This is a genomic window from Kouleothrix sp., from assembly GCF_046328425.1.
Classification (GTDB): domain Bacteria; phylum Chloroflexota; class Chloroflexia; order Chloroflexales; family Roseiflexaceae; genus Kouleothrix.
Map to the genome: position 1 here is coordinate 49,402 of NZ_JAXLWP010000007.1, position 19,323 is coordinate 68,724.

At 69.3% G+C, this 19,323-nt stretch carries 17 protein-coding genes; 13 read left to right on the plus strand and 4 right to left on the minus strand.

The features are described from left to right. Positions 1–225: 225 nt before the first annotated feature. From U0177_RS07580 to U0177_RS07595, 4 genes are all read left to right on the plus strand, one after another. Positions 226–834: a TetR/AcrR family transcriptional regulator gene (locus U0177_RS07580; protein ID WP_409570000.1), complete on the plus strand. Its 609-nt coding sequence runs from the start codon at positions 226–228 to the stop codon at positions 832–834. After that, complete coding sequence (locus tag U0177_RS07585; RefSeq protein WP_409570001.1) at positions 831–1,685, plus strand: ATP-binding cassette domain-containing protein; 855 nt, start codon at positions 831–833, stop codon at positions 1,683–1,685. The genes U0177_RS07580 and U0177_RS07585 overlap by 4 nt, the downstream gene beginning before the upstream one ends. 32 nt (positions 1,686–1,717) lie before the next feature. Beyond that, positions 1,718–2,410: an ABC transporter permease gene (locus U0177_RS07590; protein WP_409570002.1), complete on the plus strand. Its 693-nt coding sequence runs from the start codon at positions 1,718–1,720 to the stop codon at positions 2,408–2,410. A 151-nt stretch (positions 2,411–2,561) separates the two neighbouring features. Next, positions 2,562–3,302: a hypothetical protein gene (locus U0177_RS07595; RefSeq protein WP_409570003.1), complete on the plus strand. Its 741-nt coding sequence runs from the start codon at positions 2,562–2,564 to the stop codon at positions 3,300–3,302. 3 nt (positions 3,303–3,305) lie between these two features. Here the strand turns inward: U0177_RS07595 and U0177_RS07600 are convergent, their stop codons facing one another. Both U0177_RS07600 and U0177_RS07605 read right to left on the minus strand, forming a co-directional pair. Beyond that, complete coding sequence (locus U0177_RS07600; protein ID WP_409570004.1) at positions 3,306–4,892, minus strand: DUF4129 domain-containing protein; 1,587 nt, start codon at positions 4,890–4,892, stop codon at positions 3,306–3,308. 3 nt (positions 4,893–4,895) lie between these two features. Continuing rightward, a complete protein-coding gene (locus U0177_RS07605) occupies positions 4,896–5,651 on the minus strand; it encodes a polyprenol monophosphomannose synthase (RefSeq protein WP_409570005.1) in 756 nt (251 codons plus the stop codon). A gap of 417 nt (positions 5,652–6,068) precedes the next feature. On the opposite strand from U0177_RS07605, the gene U0177_RS07610 reads away from it, so the two are divergent. The 6 genes from U0177_RS07610 to U0177_RS07635 all read left to right on the plus strand — a co-directional run bounded on the left by U0177_RS07610 (position 6,069) and on the right by U0177_RS07635 (position 11,822). Then, positions 6,069–7,607 (plus strand): hypothetical protein, encoded by a 1,539-nt coding sequence (locus U0177_RS07610; protein ID WP_409570006.1) that lies wholly within the window; start codon positions 6,069–6,071, stop codon positions 7,605–7,607. Positions 7,608–7,810: 203 nt separating this feature from the next. Next, positions 7,811–9,058 carry a trans-sulfuration enzyme family protein gene (locus U0177_RS07615; RefSeq protein ID WP_409570007.1) on the plus strand — a complete coding sequence of 416 codons (1,248 nt, stop codon included), beginning with the start codon at positions 7,811–7,813 and terminating at the stop codon, positions 9,056–9,058. Further along, positions 9,055–9,867 (plus strand): MBL fold metallo-hydrolase, encoded by an 813-nt coding sequence (locus U0177_RS07620; RefSeq protein ID WP_409570008.1) that lies wholly within the window; start codon positions 9,055–9,057, stop codon positions 9,865–9,867. The genes U0177_RS07615 and U0177_RS07620 overlap by 4 nt, the downstream gene beginning before the upstream one ends. A gap of 60 nt (positions 9,868–9,927) precedes the next feature. Beyond that, positions 9,928–10,251 carry a hypothetical protein gene (locus tag U0177_RS07625; RefSeq protein ID WP_409570009.1) on the plus strand — a complete coding sequence of 108 codons (324 nt, stop codon included), beginning with the start codon at positions 9,928–9,930 and terminating at the stop codon, positions 10,249–10,251. A 73-nt stretch (positions 10,252–10,324) separates the two neighbouring features. Then, positions 10,325–11,551: a hypothetical protein gene (locus U0177_RS07630; RefSeq protein ID WP_409570010.1), complete on the plus strand. Its 1,227-nt coding sequence runs from the start codon at positions 10,325–10,327 to the stop codon at positions 11,549–11,551. 136 nt (positions 11,552–11,687) lie between these two features. Further along, positions 11,688–11,822 carry a hypothetical protein gene (locus U0177_RS07635; RefSeq protein ID WP_409570011.1) on the plus strand — a complete coding sequence of 45 codons (135 nt, stop codon included), beginning with the start codon at positions 11,688–11,690 and terminating at the stop codon, positions 11,820–11,822. A gap of 142 nt (positions 11,823–11,964) precedes the next feature. On the opposite strand, the gene U0177_RS07640 is transcribed toward U0177_RS07635, so the two are convergent. Further along, complete coding sequence (locus U0177_RS07640; RefSeq protein WP_409570012.1) at positions 11,965–12,435, minus strand: Hsp20/alpha crystallin family protein; 471 nt, start codon at positions 12,433–12,435, stop codon at positions 11,965–11,967. Between the two features lie 259 nt (positions 12,436–12,694). Between U0177_RS07640 and U0177_RS07645 the strand changes: the two genes are divergently transcribed. From U0177_RS07645 to U0177_RS07655, 3 genes are all read left to right on the plus strand, one after another. Then, a complete protein-coding gene (locus U0177_RS07645) occupies positions 12,695–14,359 on the plus strand; it encodes an ATP-binding protein (protein ID WP_409570013.1) in 1,665 nt (554 codons plus the stop codon). 125 nt (positions 14,360–14,484) lie between these two features. Next, on the plus strand, positions 14,485–15,195 hold the full coding sequence (locus U0177_RS07650) for a response regulator transcription factor (RefSeq protein WP_409570014.1): 711 nt from the start codon (positions 14,485–14,487) through the stop codon (positions 15,193–15,195). A gap of 15 nt (positions 15,196–15,210) precedes the next feature. Then, positions 15,211–16,923, plus strand: coding sequence for a S49 family peptidase (locus U0177_RS07655; RefSeq protein WP_409570015.1), 1,713 nt, complete (start codon positions 15,211–15,213; stop codon positions 16,921–16,923). 97 nt (positions 16,924–17,020) lie between these two features. Here the strand turns inward: U0177_RS07655 and U0177_RS07660 are convergent, their stop codons facing one another. Beyond that, positions 17,021–19,183 (minus strand): substrate-binding domain-containing protein, encoded by a 2,163-nt coding sequence (locus U0177_RS07660; protein ID WP_409570016.1) that lies wholly within the window; start codon positions 19,181–19,183, stop codon positions 17,021–17,023. Positions 19,184–19,323: the final 140 nt, after the last annotated feature.

The window sequence follows — 19,323 nt, forward strand, 5'->3', positions numbered from 1 at the left end:
GCTTGCGCAGATCTGGTGGCGGCGGCAAAGCCACACCCAAATTCCTTTTTGCTATGCCCCGCCCGGCTTCGGCGTGCAGAGCGTTGCAAAACGAAAGAGATCAAACGGAGCTGCCATAGCATCGCAGGATCTCCGCCTTGCGACCGATGAAAGCGCGTGTAGAGAAGCGTATAGTATATGTGACCGAAAAAATAAAATGGTCATATGGATACAAGTGAGATGCCCATGCCTCGTGGTTTCAGCGAAGCCGAGAAGCGCGCGATTGGCGCAAACCTGCTGGCAAAGGGGCGCGAGCTATTCGGCGCGCACGGCCTGCGCCGCACCAATGTAGAAGATCTGACACGCGCCGTTGGCATTTCGAAAGGCGCATTCTACCTCTTTTACGATTCGAAAGAGGCGCTGTTCTTGGCGATCCTCGGGCAGATCGAGGCCGAGTATCGCGCCCAACTGCTAGCGGCGATCGGCCAGCCCGACAAGCCACCGCGCGAGCGGCTGATCGCCGCGCTGAGCCAGGCGATGATGCTGCGCAAAGATCAGCCGCTGTTTGCCCAGCTGAACAGTGACGAGTTCGCCTACCTCACGCGCGCGCTGACGCCCGAGCAGCAGCGCGCGCAGCTCGACGACGACATCGCGTTCACGCGCGAGCTGATCGCCGCCGGTCGCGCGAGCGGCGTGCCGATCGGCGCCGACCCCGCGCTGGCGACGGGGCTGCTGCGCGCGATTGTGATGCTGAACTTTCACGAAGACACGATTGGCCGCGATGTGTTTGCCGACGTCGCAGCCGTGCTGATCGCGCAGGTCGCCGACTACCTGCTGAAAGAGCCACAGCCATGATCACGGTGCAAGACTTGAGCTTCAGCTACCCTGGCGCGGCCAGGCCGGCGCTCAGCGGCCTGAGCTTTGCAATCGCGCGCGGCGAGGTGTTCGGCTTTCTTGGCCCCAGCGGCGCAGGCAAATCGACGACGCAGAAGCTGCTGATCGGCCTGCTGCGCGGCTACCAGGGGCGCATCGAGGTGTTCGGGCGCGCGCTGGCGGCCTGGGGCAGCGACTACTACGAGCGCATCGGCGTATCGTTCGAGCTGCCCAATCACTTCCAGAAGCTTACCGCCCGCGAAAACCTGGCCTACTTCGCCGCGCTCTACCGCCGGCCAACCCAATCGCCCGCCGCTGTGCTCGAGGCGGTGGGGCTGGCCGACGCGGCCGACATGCCGGTGGCGCAGTTCTCGAAGGGCATGAAAAACCGCCTGAGCCTGGCGCGCGCGCTGCAGCACCGCCCCGAGCTGCTGTTCCTCGACGAGCCCACCTCGGGGCTCGACCCAGCCAGCGCCCAGCGTATCAAACAGCTGATCCGCGCGCGCCAGGCTGCCGGCGACACGGTCGTGCTCACCACGCACGCGATGAGCCTGGCCGAAGAGCTGTGCGACCGCGTGGCATTCATCGTCGACGGCCAGATCGCGCTGATCGACACGCCGCGCGCGCTCAGGCTGCGCTACGGCAGCGCGAGTGTGCGCGTCGAATACCAGGCCGGCGAGCAGCTGGCCCGCGCCGAGTTCGCGCTGCCCGGCCTGGGCGAGAACCACGCGTTCCTGAGCCTGCTGCGCGAGCGGCCGGTGCAGACAATCCACACGCTCGAAGCCAGCCTCGACGAGATCTTTATTCGCGTCACCGGGCGCAGCCTAAGCTAGCGGCAGCTTCCACACAATAGCGAGAACAGCATATGCACCGCATGATCGCGACATTGCGCACCGACGCGCGCCTGCAGCTGCGCAACGGCTTCTACTATGCCTGCGCGTTTGTGCTGGCGATCTACGCGCTGGCGCTGAGCCAGCTGCCCGGCCTGGGCGCACGGCTGGCCTGGCTTGTGCCCGCGCTGGTGCTGAACAACCTAGCAATCACCACATTCTACTTCGTCGGCGGCCAGGTGCTGCTCGAAAAGGCCGAGGGCAGCCTGAGCGCCCAGGTGGTAACGCCACTGCGCGCCCGCGAGTACCTGGCCTCGAAAACAATCACGCTGACGCTGCTGGCGCTGGCCTATAACCTGGCGGTTGTGGCGCTCTTCACCGGCTGGCGCATCAGCCCCGCGCTGGCGCTGGGCCTGGCCGCCGCTGCAGCGATCTACACGCTGTTCGGTGTGGTGGCGGTGGCGCGCTACAGCGCCCTGAACGAATATCTCATCCCCTCGGCCGGCTACGTCGGCGCGCTGATGCTGCCGGTACCGGCGTACGCGCTGGGCTGGCGGCACCCGCTGCTATACCTTCACCCGATCGAGGCGCCGCTGACGCTGATGCGCGGCGCGCTGGAGCCACTCGGGGCCGGCGAGTGGGCGTACGGCCTGCTGTACTCGCTGCTGTGGATTGGCCTGGCCGCCTGGCTGGCCCGGCGCGCGCTTGAGCGCTCTGCCACGTGGTAACACCGCCCGATCAAAATCAGCAGGAACTGATGCAATCCGCCAATATGCCGAACCTGCGGCTCAGCCAGCCCAGCGCCGAGCTGCGCTGGAACAAAGGCGTATTCGTGCGCGGCCTGGCGCAGCTGCCGCTAGCCTACTAGTCGAGGAAACTATGCTCAAGCTCTTCGCCGGGCTCGGCCCGCTCGACGCGCGCACCATCGGCCGCGACGCGCTGTTGCGCTGGGTGCTGGCCCTGCCGCTGCTGATCATCCTGCCGATGCGCCTGGTGCTGCCTGCTGTGCTCGCGCGCATCGGCGCGGCGCTTGGCGCCGACCTGCTGCCACTGTATACGCCGATCGCCAGCGCCGCGCTGCTGCTGCTCACGCCGGTGCTGTACGGCATGATCATCGGCTTTCTGCTGCTCGACCAGCGCGACGACCAGACGCTTGTGGCGCTACAGGTGACGCCGCTGCCGGCTGCGCGCTACCTGGCCTACCGGCTTGCCACGCCCACCGTCGCGAGCGCGGCCGCCGCGCTTGTGGCGCTACCGCTGGCCGGGCTGGCCAACCCAAGGCCCGAGGCGCTGCCGCTGGCAGCGCTAGCCGCAGCGCCGCTCGCGCCGCTCACGGCGCTGGCGCTGGCGTGCTTCGCAGCCAACAAGGTGCAGGGGTTGGCACTGATGAAAGCCGGTAGTGTGCTGCTGATGGCGCCGCTGGGCGGGCTGTTCGTTGGGGCGGGCTGGCGCCACATGCTGGGGGTGCTGCCTACATACTGGCCGGCGGCGATCTACTGGGCGTTCGCGGCCGGCGACCCGCAGGCCTGGCTGTTTGTGGCGCTGGCGCTGGCGTACCAGGCCGCGCTGGTGTGGCTGCTGGCGCGGCGCTTCGCGCAGGTGCTACGCCGGGGCATATGATCGCTAGAGCGGTTCCTCGCGCCGCCGGCCAAGCTCGCGCAGGCGCCGGCGCACGCGCTCCCACGGGCGGCGCGCCAGGCGCGCATCGTCGTCGCCGATCGGGCGCGCGCTATACTCGGCCAGCACAAACGACTCGGTGAGCGCGGCGATGTCGGGCTGGGCCTCGGGCAGCTGCTGGGCCAGCCGCTGGCTGTACTCGTAGGGCGTCTGGTCGGCGCGGCGCGGTATCCCGCCGGCGGCGGCGCGGCGCAGTGTCGAGCGGTAGAAGTAGCGCACCAGGTCGCGCGGCGCCAGGCGGCCCAGCCGCAGCGCCGGGATGCCCACGCGGCGCTGCGGCGCGCGCCGCTGCAGCAGCGCGCGCGCGCGCTCGGAGGCCTGCCCGGCCCACGCGCGCGTATCGCGCCACAGCCAGCCGAGCCGCCGCAGCAGCCAGAGCAGCGGCCCGCGCTGAGTGAGCGCGCGCTTCAGCCCTGGGTTGCGCTGAACGACGATCGCGGCGGCGTACACGGCAAGCAGCAGCATGCACAGCCAGAACAGCATCGCCGCCCATACTCGCGGCTCGTAGCTGGCCGGCGGCGGCGCCTCGGGCAGCGGCGGGATCTCGGGCAGCGGAGCGGGCTGGCCATTCGTGGTGCTGCTGCCGGTCAGCCAGGCCAGCAGGAGCAGCGGCACCATCGCCAGCAGGCCCAGCAGCGTGGTAAGCGCGTAGCCCACCAGCGCAATCGCGTAGCCGATCAGCCCGATCGCGCGCTGCAGCGTCGCCAGCAGGCCCAGGCCATACGCGCGCGGCAGCAGCGCGGCTCCGCCCGCCACCACCACGATGATCAGCCAGCTAATCCGCGCCCAGCGGCGCGGCACATCCTCCGCTACGCGCGCGCCGTCGAGCCGCCAGCGCGCGCGCAGCAGCGCCAGCCGGCCCTGGCTGTACAGCAAAAACCCGCTGGCAAAGTACACCAGCGCCGCTGTGCTACTCAGCCACGAGATCGGCAGCGCGGCGGCGGTGATGCGCTCGATGTTCACGGCCTCGACGCCGAGCGCCAGCAGCAGCACGACGCCGCCCAGAATAAAGCGGCCGCTGAGCCGGCCGAGCGCCGCCGCCCGGTCGTGCTTGGCCATAGCCACCACGTTCTGCATATCGTCGCGATCGGCCAGCGCCGCCTCGCTCTCGCGCGGCTCGAGCGTCAGCAGATCGGCCATGATCAGGTGCGCCAGCAGGCCGATCAGCAGCCCCAGCACGATCGACGCGACAAAGCCGGTGTCGAACACGCTCAGCGGATCGTACAGCCAGCCGCGCGCCGCCGCCAGCAAGCCCGGCAGGCCCTGGCCCAGCGCCGTAGCCGCGCGCATCAGCACCAGCATCACGAACAGCTCGGGCACCAGGTAGCGCAGCAGCTCGTCGGCCCACATTTTGTCGCGCCGGTAGCTGTGCTGGATCAAGCCGGACTCGAGCGCCACCAGCGCGCTGGCAACCACCACGTAGATCGGCTGCCAGCCCGGCAGAAAGCGATGCACCGGGCCGCAGACCGCCGCCACGAGCGCGCCGAGCATCAGCGCGCTGAGTACCAGCCCTTGTTGGTTGAGCCTGGGCATACGCTACAGTCGCCCGAACCGCAGCCGCCAAACCGTCAGCAGCGCTTCGAGCACAATCCGGCGCGACATTTTCGACTGGCCGACGCGCCGATCGGGGAAGATGATCGGCACTTCGCCGACGCTGAAGCCCGCGCGCATGGCGCGGTACACCAGCTCGATCTGAAACGAGTAGCCGTTGGAGTGGATGGCGTCGAGGTCGATCGCCGCGAGCACGCGCCGCCGGTAGCAGCGAAACCCGCCAGTCGCGTCCATCACCGGCAGGCCCAGGATCGCGCGCGCGTACAGGTTGCCGCCGCGGCTGATCAGCTGGCGCGCGAGGCCCCAGTTCACCGTGCCGCCGCCGCGCACGTAGCGCGAGCCGAGCACCAGGTCGTAGCGCGTCGCGGCGGCCGAGAGCAGCGCCGGCAGGTACGACGGGTCGTGCGAGAAGTCCGCGTCCATCTCGCAGATGAACTCGGCCCCCTCGGCAAGCGCACGCTTGAAGCCGGCAACATAGGCACGCCCCAGGCCTTGCTTGCCCGGCCGCGAGAGCAGGCTCACGCGCGGCTCGTCGCGCGCCAAATCGGCCACCAGCGCGCCAGTGCCATCGGGCGAGCTGTCATCCACCACCAGCACCCGCGCGCGCGTCAGCTCGAGCACGCGCGGGAGCAGCGCGCCGATATTCTCGCGCTCGTTATACGTAGGAATGACAACCGTGCAGTCGGCTACTTCAGCCAGCTGGCCGTGCGCGACGGCGCGGTCGATCTCCGGTACAATCATGGCACACCTGAATCTTCGCCTGGCGGCGTATCACTACAGCGTAGCGCGTATTATACCGCCTGCGGCAAGCTTCCTTCAATATGCACAGCGGGCGTGGCCAGGCTGCCGCAGGCAGCGGCGAAAGTCATATCATTGACACGAGTTACGTGGTGGGGGTTCGGGGCGGCAAAGCCGCCCCCGAGAACTTTTGGCAGGTCGCGACTACAGCGGTGGCCGCGACCTGCCAAAACGAGTGATGTTGGAGGGTCTGCGCCCTCCAAGCCTCCCACGCGCGAGGACACCGCGTAACTTGTGTCATTATACGCATCATAGCCCGCGCGGCGGCATTTGCAATCGGCGAATCGTCGGCGATGCGGTAGCGGTTGGATCCGTGGATGCGGGCTCGGGCCGGCGCCGCGCACTGTGTAAAGGACAACGATGAACAGCCCTCCAGCCAAACCTCCGGGCGGCCAGCCGCAGCGCCGCAGGCTGCCGCTACCTGGCATCGAGCAGCTCTGGGCGATCATGGCGCTGACGCTGATCGGCGCGTTTATCGCGCTGGTGCCTACGCCGCCGCACGATTTCTGGTGGCACCTCAAGGCCGGCCAGCTCGTCGCCACCAGCGGCATCCCCCGCAGCAACCTGTTCGCCTGGACATTGCCAGCCGACCAGCCGTACCTGTACGCCACCTGGCTTGGCGAGTGGCTGTTCTACGCGCTGTACCGCCTGGGCGGCCTGCCGGCCGCCGTGCTCGCGCGCAACCTGCTTGGCCTGGCCGGCTTCGCGCTGGTGGCGGCCGAGGCGCGCCGGCGCAGCGGCTCGTGGCGGCTGGCCGCGCTTGCCGCGCTGCTGGCCGCAGCTATGACGATCAACAACCTGCCGGCGCGCACTCAGAACTGGTCGTGGGTGCCGTTCGGGCTGTTCGCGCTGATCCTGGGGGCCTACGCCGCCGGCCAGGCGCGCCCGCGCGCCCTGCTGGCGCTGCCGCCGATCATGGCCTTCTGGGTGAATGTGCACGGCGCGTTCGCGCTTGGGTTGGGGATGCTGGCGATCGTGGCGGTGGGCGAGACGCTCCGCGCGCTGCTGCGGCAGCCTGGCGCGATGGACCGTGGCCGTCTGGCGCGGCTGTACGCCGCCGCGCTTGGCACGCTGGCGGCGGCGCTGCTGAACCCCAGCGGCGTGGCAATTTTCGGCTATGTGCGCAGCCTGCTCACCAACTCGTCGATCCAGTCGCTGGTGAGCGAGTGGCAGCCGCCCGCGCCGCGTGGCATCGCCAACAGCGTGTTCTTTCTCTCGGTTCTGGCGCTGCTGGCGGCCTTCGCGCTCGGCCGGCGCCGGCCCAGCATCACCGACACACTGCTGGCGTGCGCGTTCCTGTGGCTGGCCTGGGGCAGCGGGCGCAACGTGGTGTGGTATGGCATGCTGGCGATGCCGCTGCTGGCGCAGAGCCTGGCTGGCCTCGCCCGGCCGCGCCTGGCCAGCGCCGGCGGCCGGCTGCCGAGCACGGCGATCGCGCTGCTGCTGCTGGCGCTGCTGGTGGCGGTTCAGCCGCCATTCAAGCCCGCGCTGGGCCTGCCCGCGCCCTACAAGGCGCTGTTCGCGGCAGTGCCCGGCGCCCCCGAGCTGTTCAGCAGCGACACGCCGGTGGCGGCCGCCGAGTACCTGCGCGCGCATCCCGGCCAGGGGCGGCTGTTCAACGAAATGGGCTACGGATCGTACCTCGACTGGGCGCTCTACCCCAGCGAGCAGGTGTTCATCGACCCGCGGATCGAGCTGTACCCCAACGCGCTCTGGCAAGACTACCTGGCGATTCGAGACGCGCGCGACTACAACGCGCTGCTGATCGACAAGTACGACGTGCGGCGCGTGCTGCTCGACACGCCGGCCATGCCGCGCCTTGCCGCCGCGCTGGCGGCCGACCCGCACTGGCAGCAGGTGTATGCCGACGCGCGCGCCGCGATCTACCAGCGGCGCTAGCCCAAGCCGGGATCGAAAAGCAAACAAGCCCGGTGCCGTGTTCGCTCTGTACGCTCATGCCTCAGGGCATAGCCGAACGGAGTTACTTTCCACAGGCGCATACGCCGCCAGGCCGATACGCGCGACGGCATGCTTTCAAATGCCAAAGCTATGCTATACTCTCGCAAGCGCCAGCAACTCAGAAACAAGAGGAGCCCCCACCGATGCCCGAACGCTCAAACGCGGGCTGGAGTCTCGCGACGCGCCTGATCCACGAGGGCGAGCGCGCCCAGCCGCCGGCCGGTCGGCCGACCGCCACGCCAATCTACACCACGGCCACCTATGTGTACGGCAGCGCCGAGGCACTCGACGCGGCGTTCGCGGGCGGCGAAGATTACGTATACGCGCGCTATGGCAACCCCACCGTCGGCGCGCTCGAGCGCGTGCTTGCCGCCGCCGAGCAGGGCATCGGCGCGGTGGCGTTTAGCTCGGGCATGGCCGCGCTGCACGCCGCGCTGCTGGCCGCCGGCACGCCGCGCGGCAGCACCCACCCGCGCATCCGTGGCATCCTGGCCGCGCGCGACCTGTACGGCGCCACCACCAACCTGCTGGCCGAATTCTTCGCGCAGCAGGGCACGCCGGTGGCCTACTGCGACATGTGCGATCTCGCGGCCGTCGACGCGGCGATCGCCGAAACCAACCCCGACGTGCTGCTGGTCGAGCAGATCTCCAACCCGCTGCTGAAGGTCGCCGACGTGGCCGAGCTGGCGCGGCGCGCCAAAGCCGCCGGCGCGCGCCTGATCGTCGACAATACCATGGCCACGCCGATCGTCCAGCGCCCGCTGGCGCTCGGCGCCGACTTGGTGGTGCACAGCGCAACCAAGTACCTCGGCGGCCACGCCGACGCCACCGGCGGCGTGGTTGTGGCGCGCGCCTCGCTGGTGCGCGACACGCTGCGGCGCTACTCGAAGCTGCTGGGCAGCGTGCTCGGCCCTTTCGAGGCCCAGCTGATCCTGCGCGGCGTGAAGACCTTGGCGCTGCGGGTGCGCCAGCAGTGCGCCAGCGCCGCCGCCGTGGCCACCTGGCTCGCCGACCAGCCCGAGGTCGCGCGGGTGTACTACCCGGGCCTGCCGTCGCACCCGCAGCACGACCTAGCCGCGCGCGCCTTCGACGGCCTGTTCGGCGCCATGGTGTCGTTCGACCTGCGCGACCCCGACGCGGGCCAGCGCGCGGCCGACCGGGCAGCCATGTTTCGCTTCGTCGACAGCCTGCGGCTGATCTTGCCTGCCACCAGTTTGGGCGACATCTACACGCTGATTACGCTGCCGCTGATCTCGTCGCACCGCGACCTGACGCCCGAGCAGCGCGCCGAGCGCGGCATCGGCGACGGCATGGCGCGGCTGTCGATCGGCATCGAAGACGCCAACGACATCATCGCCGACCTGCGCGGCGCGCTGGTGGCACTGCAATGAACCACCTACGCGTTACGTCGCTCGCCTCGGGCAGCAGCGGCAACGCGCTGCTGGTGCAGGCCGATGGCGGCGCGCTGCTGATCGACTGCGGGCTGCCGCAGCGGCGGATCGAGCGCCACCTGGCCCACGCCGGGCTGTGCCCCGCCGACCTGACGGCCATCCTGCTGACGCACGAGCACGGCGACCACACGCTGAGCGCCGGGCCGCTGGCGCGCCGCCACGCGCTGCCAATCGTGGCCAACCGCGCCACCACCGACGCGCTGGGCGGGGCGATTGCCGGAGCCGAGCTGCGCACACTGCCGGTAGGCGCCACCGCCGAGCTTGGGCCGTTTCAGGTGCGCAGCTTCGCGGTGCCGCACGACGCCGCCGCCCCGGTGGGCTACTGCATCCGCGCCGGCGCGTGGTGCGTCGGCCTGGCGATCGACTTGGGCAGCTGGGACGACACTGTCGTCGCGGGGCTGCGCGACGCCGACCTTGTGGTGATCGAGGCCAACCACGACCGCGAGAAGCTGCGCGTCGCACCCTACGACTGGGCGGTGAAGCAGCGGATCTTCGGCCCGCGCGGCCACCTCGACAATGTCGACGCCGGGGCGCTGCTGGCGCGCCTGGGCGCCGATGGCCGCCGGCGCACCGCCTGGCTGGCGCACCTCTCCGAGCGCGCCAACTCGCCAATGCTCGCCCTCAATATCGTCGGCAACGTGCTGGCAATGGCCACGGTCGCCTGCTTCGACCTGCACGCGCTGCCGCGCTCCGCGCCGCTCACCTGGGAGAGCGACCGGCTGCTGCGCCAGCTAGAGCTGTTCGGCTAGGCGCATGGCCTGACTCTTGCTTCTACGCTTGCTGAAGCTTGTAGATTGCGGAGGAAGGCCATGAACCCGTTTCGCAAAGCCGGCGGGATGCTGCTTGTGGCGCTCGCGGCGCTTGCCGGCAACTGGCTGGGCGATACGCTGCGCGCCACCACAACCGGCGAGCCGGGCCACCAGCTTGGGCTAGTGCATACCTCCAAAGCCGGGCAGACGGTACTTGGGCTGAACGTGGCGCTCACAAACTTCGTGCCGGCGCTCGTGCTGGCCCTGCTGGCCGGCAAGCCGCGCACGCTGTACGCGTTTATCAGCGGCGCGGTGATCAGCACGTTGCTCGGCGATAGCTACGAGCGCGCGCTGGCGCGCTGGCTCGGCAGTAACCGCCCGTAACTTTTGCCCGGCCGCAGCGGTATGTATTGCACCCCCAGAACATGGCCGAGCGCCCCGACCGCGTAGCGGCCACATGGCTCGCAGCAATGGCGCTGCGAGTACACAGGCGCCCCGGCTCGACGACGAGCTGGGGCGTCGCCATTCCGGCACATTTGATGCCGCACGCGATCGTGGCTACAATAGCAGCGTGTTTGCATACACCCGCCATCTTGCCCGCGCGCTGCTGGCGCTCGTGCTGGCCACCACGCTCGGAATGCAGCTCTGGGCGCTGCGCGCGCCGCACGCGCTGCACTTGCCCGCCCAGCAGCGCGTGATCAGCAATAACCCCAAGCTAGGAATTCATACGCGGCTCTCGGGAGTGGCCGACGAAGCCTACATCCGCCAGTCGCTGGCGCAGGCGCGCGAAATGGGCGCCGGCTGGGTGGTCGAGCTGTTCCCGTGGGCGTATGCCCAGCCGCGCTCGCGCTACGGCTACGACTGGGGCGGCTTCGACATGATCATCCAGCACGCCGCGCGCCAGGGCCTCACCGTCGTGGCGCGGCTCGACATCGTGCCCGAGTGGGCGCGCCCGGCCGGCAGCAGCGACCGCCTGCTCGACGAAGCGCACTATGCCGATTACGCCGAGTACGTCGCGGCGTTTCTGGCGCGCTACCGGCCGCTCGGAGTGCGCCATGTGATCGTCTGGAATGAGCCCAACCTGGCCTTCGAGTGGGGCCGCCGCCGGCCCGAACCTGCCGCCTATGCCGCGCTGCTGAAGGCGGTGTACCCGCGCGCCAAGGCTGCCGCGCCCGACGCGGTAGTGCTCGCCGCCGGGCTGGCGCCGGTGACCGACACCACCAGCGACGGCAGCGATCACCAGAGCGACCTGGCCTACCTGGCAGAGCTGTACGCGGCCGGCGCGGCGCCGTTCTTCGACATGCTGGCCGCGCACGCCTACGGCGCCCAGCAGCCGCCCGAAGCCGCGCCCGCGCCGGAAACGATCAACTTCCGCCGCCCCGAGCTGCTGCACGCGATCATGGCCGCGCACGCCGACGGCGCCAAACCGATCATGATCACCGAGGGCGGCTGGAACGACAGCTCGCGCTGGCACGGCGCGGTGCTGCCCTCGCAGCGGCTGCGCTGGACAGTAGCGGCCTACGCCATGGCGCGCACGCGCGGCTGGCTGGCGGCGGTGTGCCTGTGGCAGCTTGGCACACCCTGGGCCACCCACACCTACCAGGATAACTGGTCGTTCGTGGCGCCCGACGGCACGCCCAAGGCGATCTACTGGGCGGTGCGCGCGGCGTCCGGCGCGCCCTGAATACGTAAAAAGCGCAGCCCGCGCCGCGCCAAAGATACGTAAGCCACACCGTAATTCTCACGATCCGCCCGCGCCTGCCGTGCTGTACACTCACATCAGTGAGACGGACGACACATAGCACACAAGGAGCACCACCATGAGCGAGTTCGTGATCTTTGCGGCGTTCGGGCTGTTGATCATCGCGGCGACGGCTTTCCGGCTGTGGTACGGCTTCGACGAGATGCCCGAGGCGGCGTACGCGGATACGTGGTGGATGAACCTGCCGATGTAGGCTTGTGTGTCGTGTCGGTGCGGGGTCATGGTGGGGGTTCGGGGGCGGCATTGCCGTCCCCGAATTTCTTTTTGTGTGGCACCGCGTGGCGAAGCCACGTAGGGCAACACAAACTAGAAGTGATCAAGCGAAGAGCGTATACCTAGTTGTTGCTCGCCTCGAGCGTCTTGCCGGCGGCCACGCTCACCGCGATCTTGCGCGGCTTGATCTCCTCGGCCTTGGGGATGTCGAGCTTCAGCACGCCGTGCTCGAGCTTGGCCTGGATCGCGTCGGCCTTGACCGTAGTGGGCAGGCCGATCGTGCGCTGAAACGAGCCGAAGCGCCGCTCGATCCGGTGGTAGCTGCGCTGCTTGTCCTCGCTCTCCTGGCGCGTCTGGCCCTTGATCGTCAGTACGTTGTTCTCGAGCGTAATCTCCAGATCCTCGGGCTTCAGGCCAGGCACCGCCGCCTCGACCAGGTAGCCGTCCTCGGTCTCGCTCACGTCGAGCGCCGGCACAAAGCCCTGGCCGCGCGCCGCGCTCGGCCGCACCACGCTCTCCTCCATCAGCTGGCTCATCGCCTCGCGCAGCGACAGCATCTCGTTCCACGGATCCCAGCGAGTTACATTGCTCATAGTTGTTCTCCTCCTGTTGCTTTTACGTACAGGGCTTACGCAGTGGCCCGCGTTTCAGGCCGAATTCCGCTTACACGAGTTACGTGGTGGGGGTTCGGGGGCGGCAAAGCCGCCCTCCAAGCCTCCCACGCGGGAGGACACCGCGTAGCTCCTGCCACTTACACATATATTTTGTATTGGTGCGGCGCACCGCAGGTGCGTTACGGTTGTAGAGTATACAGCCCGTATGTTAGAATGACGTCTACGGGGTGTTAGAGCCATGTTAGAGACTACCGACCAGCGTTTGCGCCAGCGCGAGTTCCTGCTGCGGGTCAGCCGGGCGATCACCGCCCAGCTCGACCTGACCAGCGTGCTTGACCTGGTGATCGATGTGGCCGTCGACCTGCTGGCCGGCACGGCCGGCCTGATCGCGCTGCCCGACGACACCGGCACGCTGCGCGTGCACTCGGCGCAGGGGCTGCCGCGCGAGAGCTGGCCGGCGTTCAGCGCCCTGCTGGCCACGCCGCTCGACGACCGGCGCGCGCTGGGGGTGCGCCTGCAGGAGCTGGCCGCCAACACCCGGCTGCCGCTGCGCCAGATGATCGCGCTGCCGCTGATCTTTCGCCAGGCGCGCGTCGGCGTGCTGTATGCCTTTCGCGCCGCGCTGAACGTGGCCTTCACCCCCGAAGAGCAAGACCTGCTGAAGGACTTCGCCGACCAGGCGGCGATCGCCGTGAGCAACGCGCGGCTCTACCAGAGCGTGCTGCACGATAAACAGCAGCTCGACGCGCTGATCGAGCAGAGCGCCGACGGCGTGATGATCCTCGACGCGCGCTGGCGCATCACCACCTTCAACCGCACCATGGAGCTGCTCACCGGCTGGCCGCGCGACGAGGCGATCGGCCGGCCCTGCGCCGAGGTGCTGGCGATCACCAGCGACCAGGGCGTGAATATCTGCCTGGTCGACTGCCCGCTGCAGCGCCGCCCGCCGATCGAGAACCCGATCGTCGCCGGCTGGATCTCTAGCCGCGATGGCCGGCGGCTGTATGTGCAGAGCCGCTACGCCGCGCAGCGCGGGCCGCAGGGCGAGTTCCTCGGCGCGATCGCCAATGTGCGCGACATCACCGACCAGAAGCTCGAAGAAGAGATGCAGAACACTTTTATCTCGGTGATCTCGCACGAGCTGAAAACGCCGGTGAGCATTATCAAGGGCTACGCCGAAACGCTCGCGCGCGAGGATGCCAGCTGGGAGGCGGGCGTGGTGCGCGATGGCCTGCATGTGATCTCCGAGGAGGCCGACCGGCTGGCAAGCCAGATCCAGGGCCTGCTCGACGCCTCGCGGCTGCAGGCCGGCGCCATCCGGCTCGACCTGACCGACTGGGCGCTGCCGCCGCTCGCCGCGCAGGTGCTCCAGCGCATCGCGGCCGGCGCGGGCGATCGGTTTACCTTCGAGCTGCGCTTCCCCGACGACTTCCCGGCCGTCCACGCCGACTACGAGCGCACCCGCCAGGTGCTCGAAAACCTGGTGTCGAACGCGGTGAAGTACAGCCCCGACGGCGGCACCATCCGCGTGAGCGGCCGCGCCGGCACCGACCACGCGGTCGTGTCGGTGGCCGACCAGGGCATCGGCATCGCCGCCGACGACCAGAGCAAGCTGTTCCGGCGGTTCTACCGCGTCGACAATCGGCTGCGCCGCGAGACGCAGGGCGCCGGGCTGGGGCTGTTTCTGTCGCGCGCGATCGTCGAGGCCCAGGGCGGCCGCATCTGGGTCGAAAGCCAGCCCGGCCGCGGCTCGCGCTTCTCGTTCACGCTCGAGCTGGCCACGCCGCAGCTGCCCGACCTCGAGCAGCGCGACGGCCAGCCGGCAGCACCGAGCGGCGAGCATCCGCACGCCCAGGATGATCAGCGCGGCGCCGATTGGCCGCGCCGCCTTGAGGCATCGTAGGCAGGTCCCAACAGCGGCGGGGCCTATGCAGCTGGCGTGCCCGGCCTTCGGCAGCTGCAGCTATATGGACTGTGTGCGGTCTTTTCGCGCTCCGCGCGGAAACACCGTTGGAATGAGAACAAGCCATGTCCGAACTCAAAGATAAGCTCATCCTGGTCGTCGACGACGAAAGCCGCATGATCAACTTCATGCGCATGAACCTCGAGCTCGAGGGCGCGCGCGTGATCAGCGCGCCAAATGGCCGCGACGCGCTCGACAAGGCGCGCGAGGAGATGCCCGACGTGGTGCTGCTCGACATTATGATGCCGGGCATGGACGGCTTCGAGACGCTGCGGCGCCTGCGGCTTTTCTCGCAGGTGCCGGTGCTGATCCTCACCGCGAAGGACGGCGAGGACGACCGGATCAAGGGGCTCGAGCTGGGCGCCGACGACTACATCGGCAAGCCGTTCAGCCACCGCGAGCTGGTCAGCCGCATCCGCGCGGTGCTGCGCCGCCACTATGCCCCGCCGCCCACGCCCCAGACGACCGTGAACGTCGACGACCGGCTGACGATTGATTTCGCGCGGCGCGAAGTGCTGGTGAACGGCGAGCGCGTCAACCTGCGCCCGACCGAGTACCGGCTCCTGTACCACCTGGTGCAGAACGCCGGCTATGTGATGACCCACGAGATGTTGCTGTCGCGCGTGTGGGGCCCCGAGTACCACGACGAGACGCACTACCTGCGGCTGTATATCACCTACCTGCGCCAGAAGATCGAGGAGGACCCGGCCAACCCGAAGTACATCCTCACCGAGCGCGGCGTGGGCTACCGTTTTGTCGATTTCGCGAAGGGCTAGCATCGGCGCGCAGATATGTTGAGCATCATTGCTATCTGGCTGATCAACCTGAGCCGCGCGGCGCGCAACGGGTGGCGCCTTCTGCTGCGGCGGCGCGTCGAGTGGGTGCGCTTCGAGCTCGGCGGCGGCCTGCCCGAATTCGCCAGCGCGCCGAGCTGGTGGCAGCGGCGCTTCCTGGGCATGCGCGAGCCAGCCAGCCTGCACGGGCTGCGCCGCAAGTTCCAGCGCATCGCCGCCGACCCGCACGCCCGCGGCGTGGTGCTGAAGATCGACGGGCTGGCGGCCGGCTGGGCCACGCTGCAAAGCCTGCGCGACGAGATCGCGCGCCTGCGCCTGGCCGGCAAGCGCGTGGTGGCCTACCTGGTGAGCGCCGACATGGCCGGCTACCACGCCGCCACTGCCGCCGACACGCTTGTGGTGCCGCCGGCGGTGATGCTCAACATCCTGGGCGTGCGCGCCGAGGTGCAGTTTTTGAAAGACGCGCTGGCGAAAATCGGCGTGACGGCCGAGTACGAGGCAGTTTCGCCTTACAAATCGGCCGGCGAGCCATTTGTGCGCTCGGATATCTCCGACGAGAATCGCGCCCAGCTCGCGCGCATCGTCGACGCGCGCTTCGACGGGTTTGTGCGCGCCGTCGCCGCCGACCGCGGCCTGAGCGAAGATGCCGTGCGCCAGGCGATCGACGCCGCGCCGCTCAGCGCGCCGGCCGCCCGCGAGCGCGGCCTGATCGACGCGGTGCTGTACGAGGACGAGCTGGAAGCATTTCTGGCCCCCGAGCGCGCCGAGAACACCGATGCGAAGGCTCGGCGGCGCCCGGCGATTACCGGCTGGGGCTACGCTGCGCGCGCGCTGCAGCTGCCGATGGCACGGCGCCAGCGCAAGCTGGTGGCGGTGGTGCCGATCGAGGGCGCGATCGCGCCGGGCCGTAGCCGCAACCTGCCCATCCCCATCCCGCTGATCGGCGGGGCGCAGGCCGGCGCCGCGAGCGTGATCCAGGCGCTGCGCCAGGCCGAGCGCGCCGCGCGCGCCGCCGCAGTAGTGCTGTATGTCAACTCGCCCGGCGGCGATGTGCTGGCGTCGGATCTGATCTGGCGCGAGGTGCTGCGGCTACGGCGGCGCAAGCCGGTGGTGGTGGCCATGGGCGATGTGGCCGCGTCAGGCGGGTACTACGTGGCCGCGCCGGCCAGCGCGATTGTGGCCCAGCCGGGCACGCTCACCGGCAGCATTGGCGTGTTCTCGCTGCGCCCGATCGTGGCCGGGCTGCTTGAGCGCGCGGCGATCAACACGGTGGTGCTCAGCCGGGGCGCGCGCAGCGGGCTGCTCTCGGCCGGGCTGCCGCCCACCGACGACGAGCGCCAGGCCCAGCGCGCGGTTGTGCTGCACTACTACGCCGACTTCAAGCAGCGCGTGAGCGAAGGGCGCGGCATCGGCCTGGCGCAGCTCGAGCCGATCGCCGGCGGACGGGTGTGGCTGGGCGACGAAGCGATCGAGCGCGGGCTGGCCGACCAGCTTGGCGGGCTGCCCGAGGCCGTGGCGCGCGCCAGGGAGCTGGCCGGCCTGCCCGCCGACGCGGCCGCGCCGCTGATGCTGCTGCGCGGCGGGCGCCAGCCGCTGCCACCCCAGCCATTCCCGCAGCCCAGCCCCAACGAGCTGCTGGCGCTGCTGCACGAGGCGCTGAGGCCGCGCGTCCTGGCTATGCTGCCGTTTCACGCCGACCAGCTTCTATAGCAGAGCGAGTGATACACCAATCTCCGCGTGATCATCTTGCTGTATGGTGGGGGTTCGGGGGCGGCATTGCCGCCCCCGAAATTTCTTTATCCGAGCGCTAGCGCCTCGCGTCGGCGGCACGCAGCTCGATCAGCGACTTCAGCGCGACCGCGAGCGTGGGGCGCGTGAAGATCTGGCGCAGGTCGATCCCCAGGCTCACGATGCTCTGCGCGATCTCGGGGCGGATGCCCACCAGCACCACGCGCGAGCCCAGCAGCGTCGCCGCCTGTGCGGCCTGGATCAGCGTGTTGGCCACCTGCGTATCGACGATCGGCACGGCGGTGAGGTCGAGCAGCACGGTGTCGGCGTGATGCTGGCTGACGCCTTCGAGCACCACGCTGATCACCTGCTGGGCGCGCGCCGTGTCGATCGCGCCGACCAGCGGGATGAGCAGCACGCCGTCGAGCAGTGGAATGGCCGGCGCGCCCAGCTCGCGCACGGTGCTCACCAGCACGCGCTCGTTCTCGTACGATTGGCGCAGCGAGGCCAACAGCTCGCGGCGCTCGAGCATGGTGCTGAGGTGCGTGGCCCACATCACCAGGCTGTCGGTGGCGTTCTCCGACAGGCGCAGCTCGAGCGGCACCAGCGTGCCCGCCAGCACCAGAAAGCCCCAGTCGCGGTTGGCGGTACGCAGCGGCAGCACCAGGCTGGTGGACGTGTTGTCGCCGGGCGACTGCTGCTGGAGCTGCCTGAGCGGTGGGAAGTCGCCGCTGGCATAGCGCTGGCCCAGCGGCGCCCGGCCAGCCGGCTCGCGGCTGTAGCTCTGGTCGATGGTAAGCGTGGCGCCGGGATGCTGCGGCGTACCATTCCACAGCCCCACGCAGCCCCAGTCGATCGCGGTTGGCGCCAGCCAGCGCAGCTGCTGGGCCTCGGGGTTGCTTTCATCGAGCAGCAGCAAGCTGATGCGGTGGGTGCTCTGCACGATCCGTTCGAGGTAGCGAATGCGATCTTCCTGGTAGGCACGGTAGCTGCGCATCAGCTCGAGGTGCAGCTGATCGACCAGGGCGTGCGCCGGGGTAGCGAGCGCGCCGCCGGGAAGGCCCGAGCGCGCCGCGGCAGCGCGCTCGACCAGATGCACCACCGCCTGCTGGGCTTCGATATTGGCGCGCAGCGCGATGTCGGAGCGCCAGAGCGCCTGGATGTCGGCAGGCTCCAGCTCGGCCCTCCCGGCGAGCGCCTGCTCGAGCGCGCCCACCAGCATGGCGATCTCGGGCCAGGCCTGCGCCGCATCCAGGCCAGGGTCGATCGCAACCGGGTGGGCCAGCGTCGCGGCGATTGCGCGGGCCAGCCGCGGCTGCCAGCCCGGCTCGCGAAACTGCTCGTCGGCGAGGGCAGGCAGGCCCAGGCTCGGCATCGCAGCGCAGCCGCACGACTGGCGCGCCACCAGCGTCACCGGCGTCGCCACGACGCGCGGCTCATATGGCGCGCCGCGCTCGAGATCGGCCAGCAGCAGCTCGGCGGCGCGCGCGCCGAGCAGATCGAAGCTCTGGCGCACCGTGGTGAGCGGCGGGTTGGTCGACTGCGCCAGCGGGATATCGTCGAAGCCCACCACCGCGACATCGCCAGGGATGCGGTAGCCGGCCTCGCGCAGGCCCTCGATCACGCCGAGCGCGTTCATATCGCTGCCGACAACGATGGCGCTGCAGGGCATGCCCGCGTCGATCAGCTGGCGCACCGCGCGCCGCCCGGCATCGGCCGAGGGCTCGTGCGCGAACACCACCCTGGCGGCGTCGAAGGCGATGCCGCGCTCGGCCAGCGCGGCCTGGTAGCCCTCGTAGCGCTCTTGAATATCGCCGAGCGCCATCCAGCCCACAAAGCCGATCCGCTCGTGGCCGTGCTCGAACAGGTGCCGCATCGCCGCCGCTGTGCCACCGCGATTGTCGGGAACCACCGCCGAGCACGGCAGGCCGGCGAGCTTCACCCCCACGCTGACGACCGGCTTGCCCTGGGGCAGCAGATGCGTGGCATCGCCGGCGTGCGAGGTGACGATCCAGGCATCGACCTGATGGCGCGCGATGCCCGATGCGGCAGCCTCTTCGGGGTTGCCTGCAGCACCAGCAGGTTGGCATGCTCGCGGCGCGCCACCGACTGGGCGCCAAACAGCAAGGTGTTGAAGAAAAAGCCATACGGGTGACGGGCCAGTATGCCTAGTGTCCGCGGACGTGCCATGGCGTTTCACCTCTCGTGGTGATGAGTATCGATGCTCGCGGTGGGGTACCACTGTAGGATTATACCGCCGTTCCAAGCCCAGGCCATGGCCCTATGCAATTGCTTTGGTTTCAAAATAGTGACAGTTGGATGGTGGTGGGGGTTCGGGGCGGCTTCGCCGCCCTCGAAATTCTTTTTCTTGTGCGGCGCCCG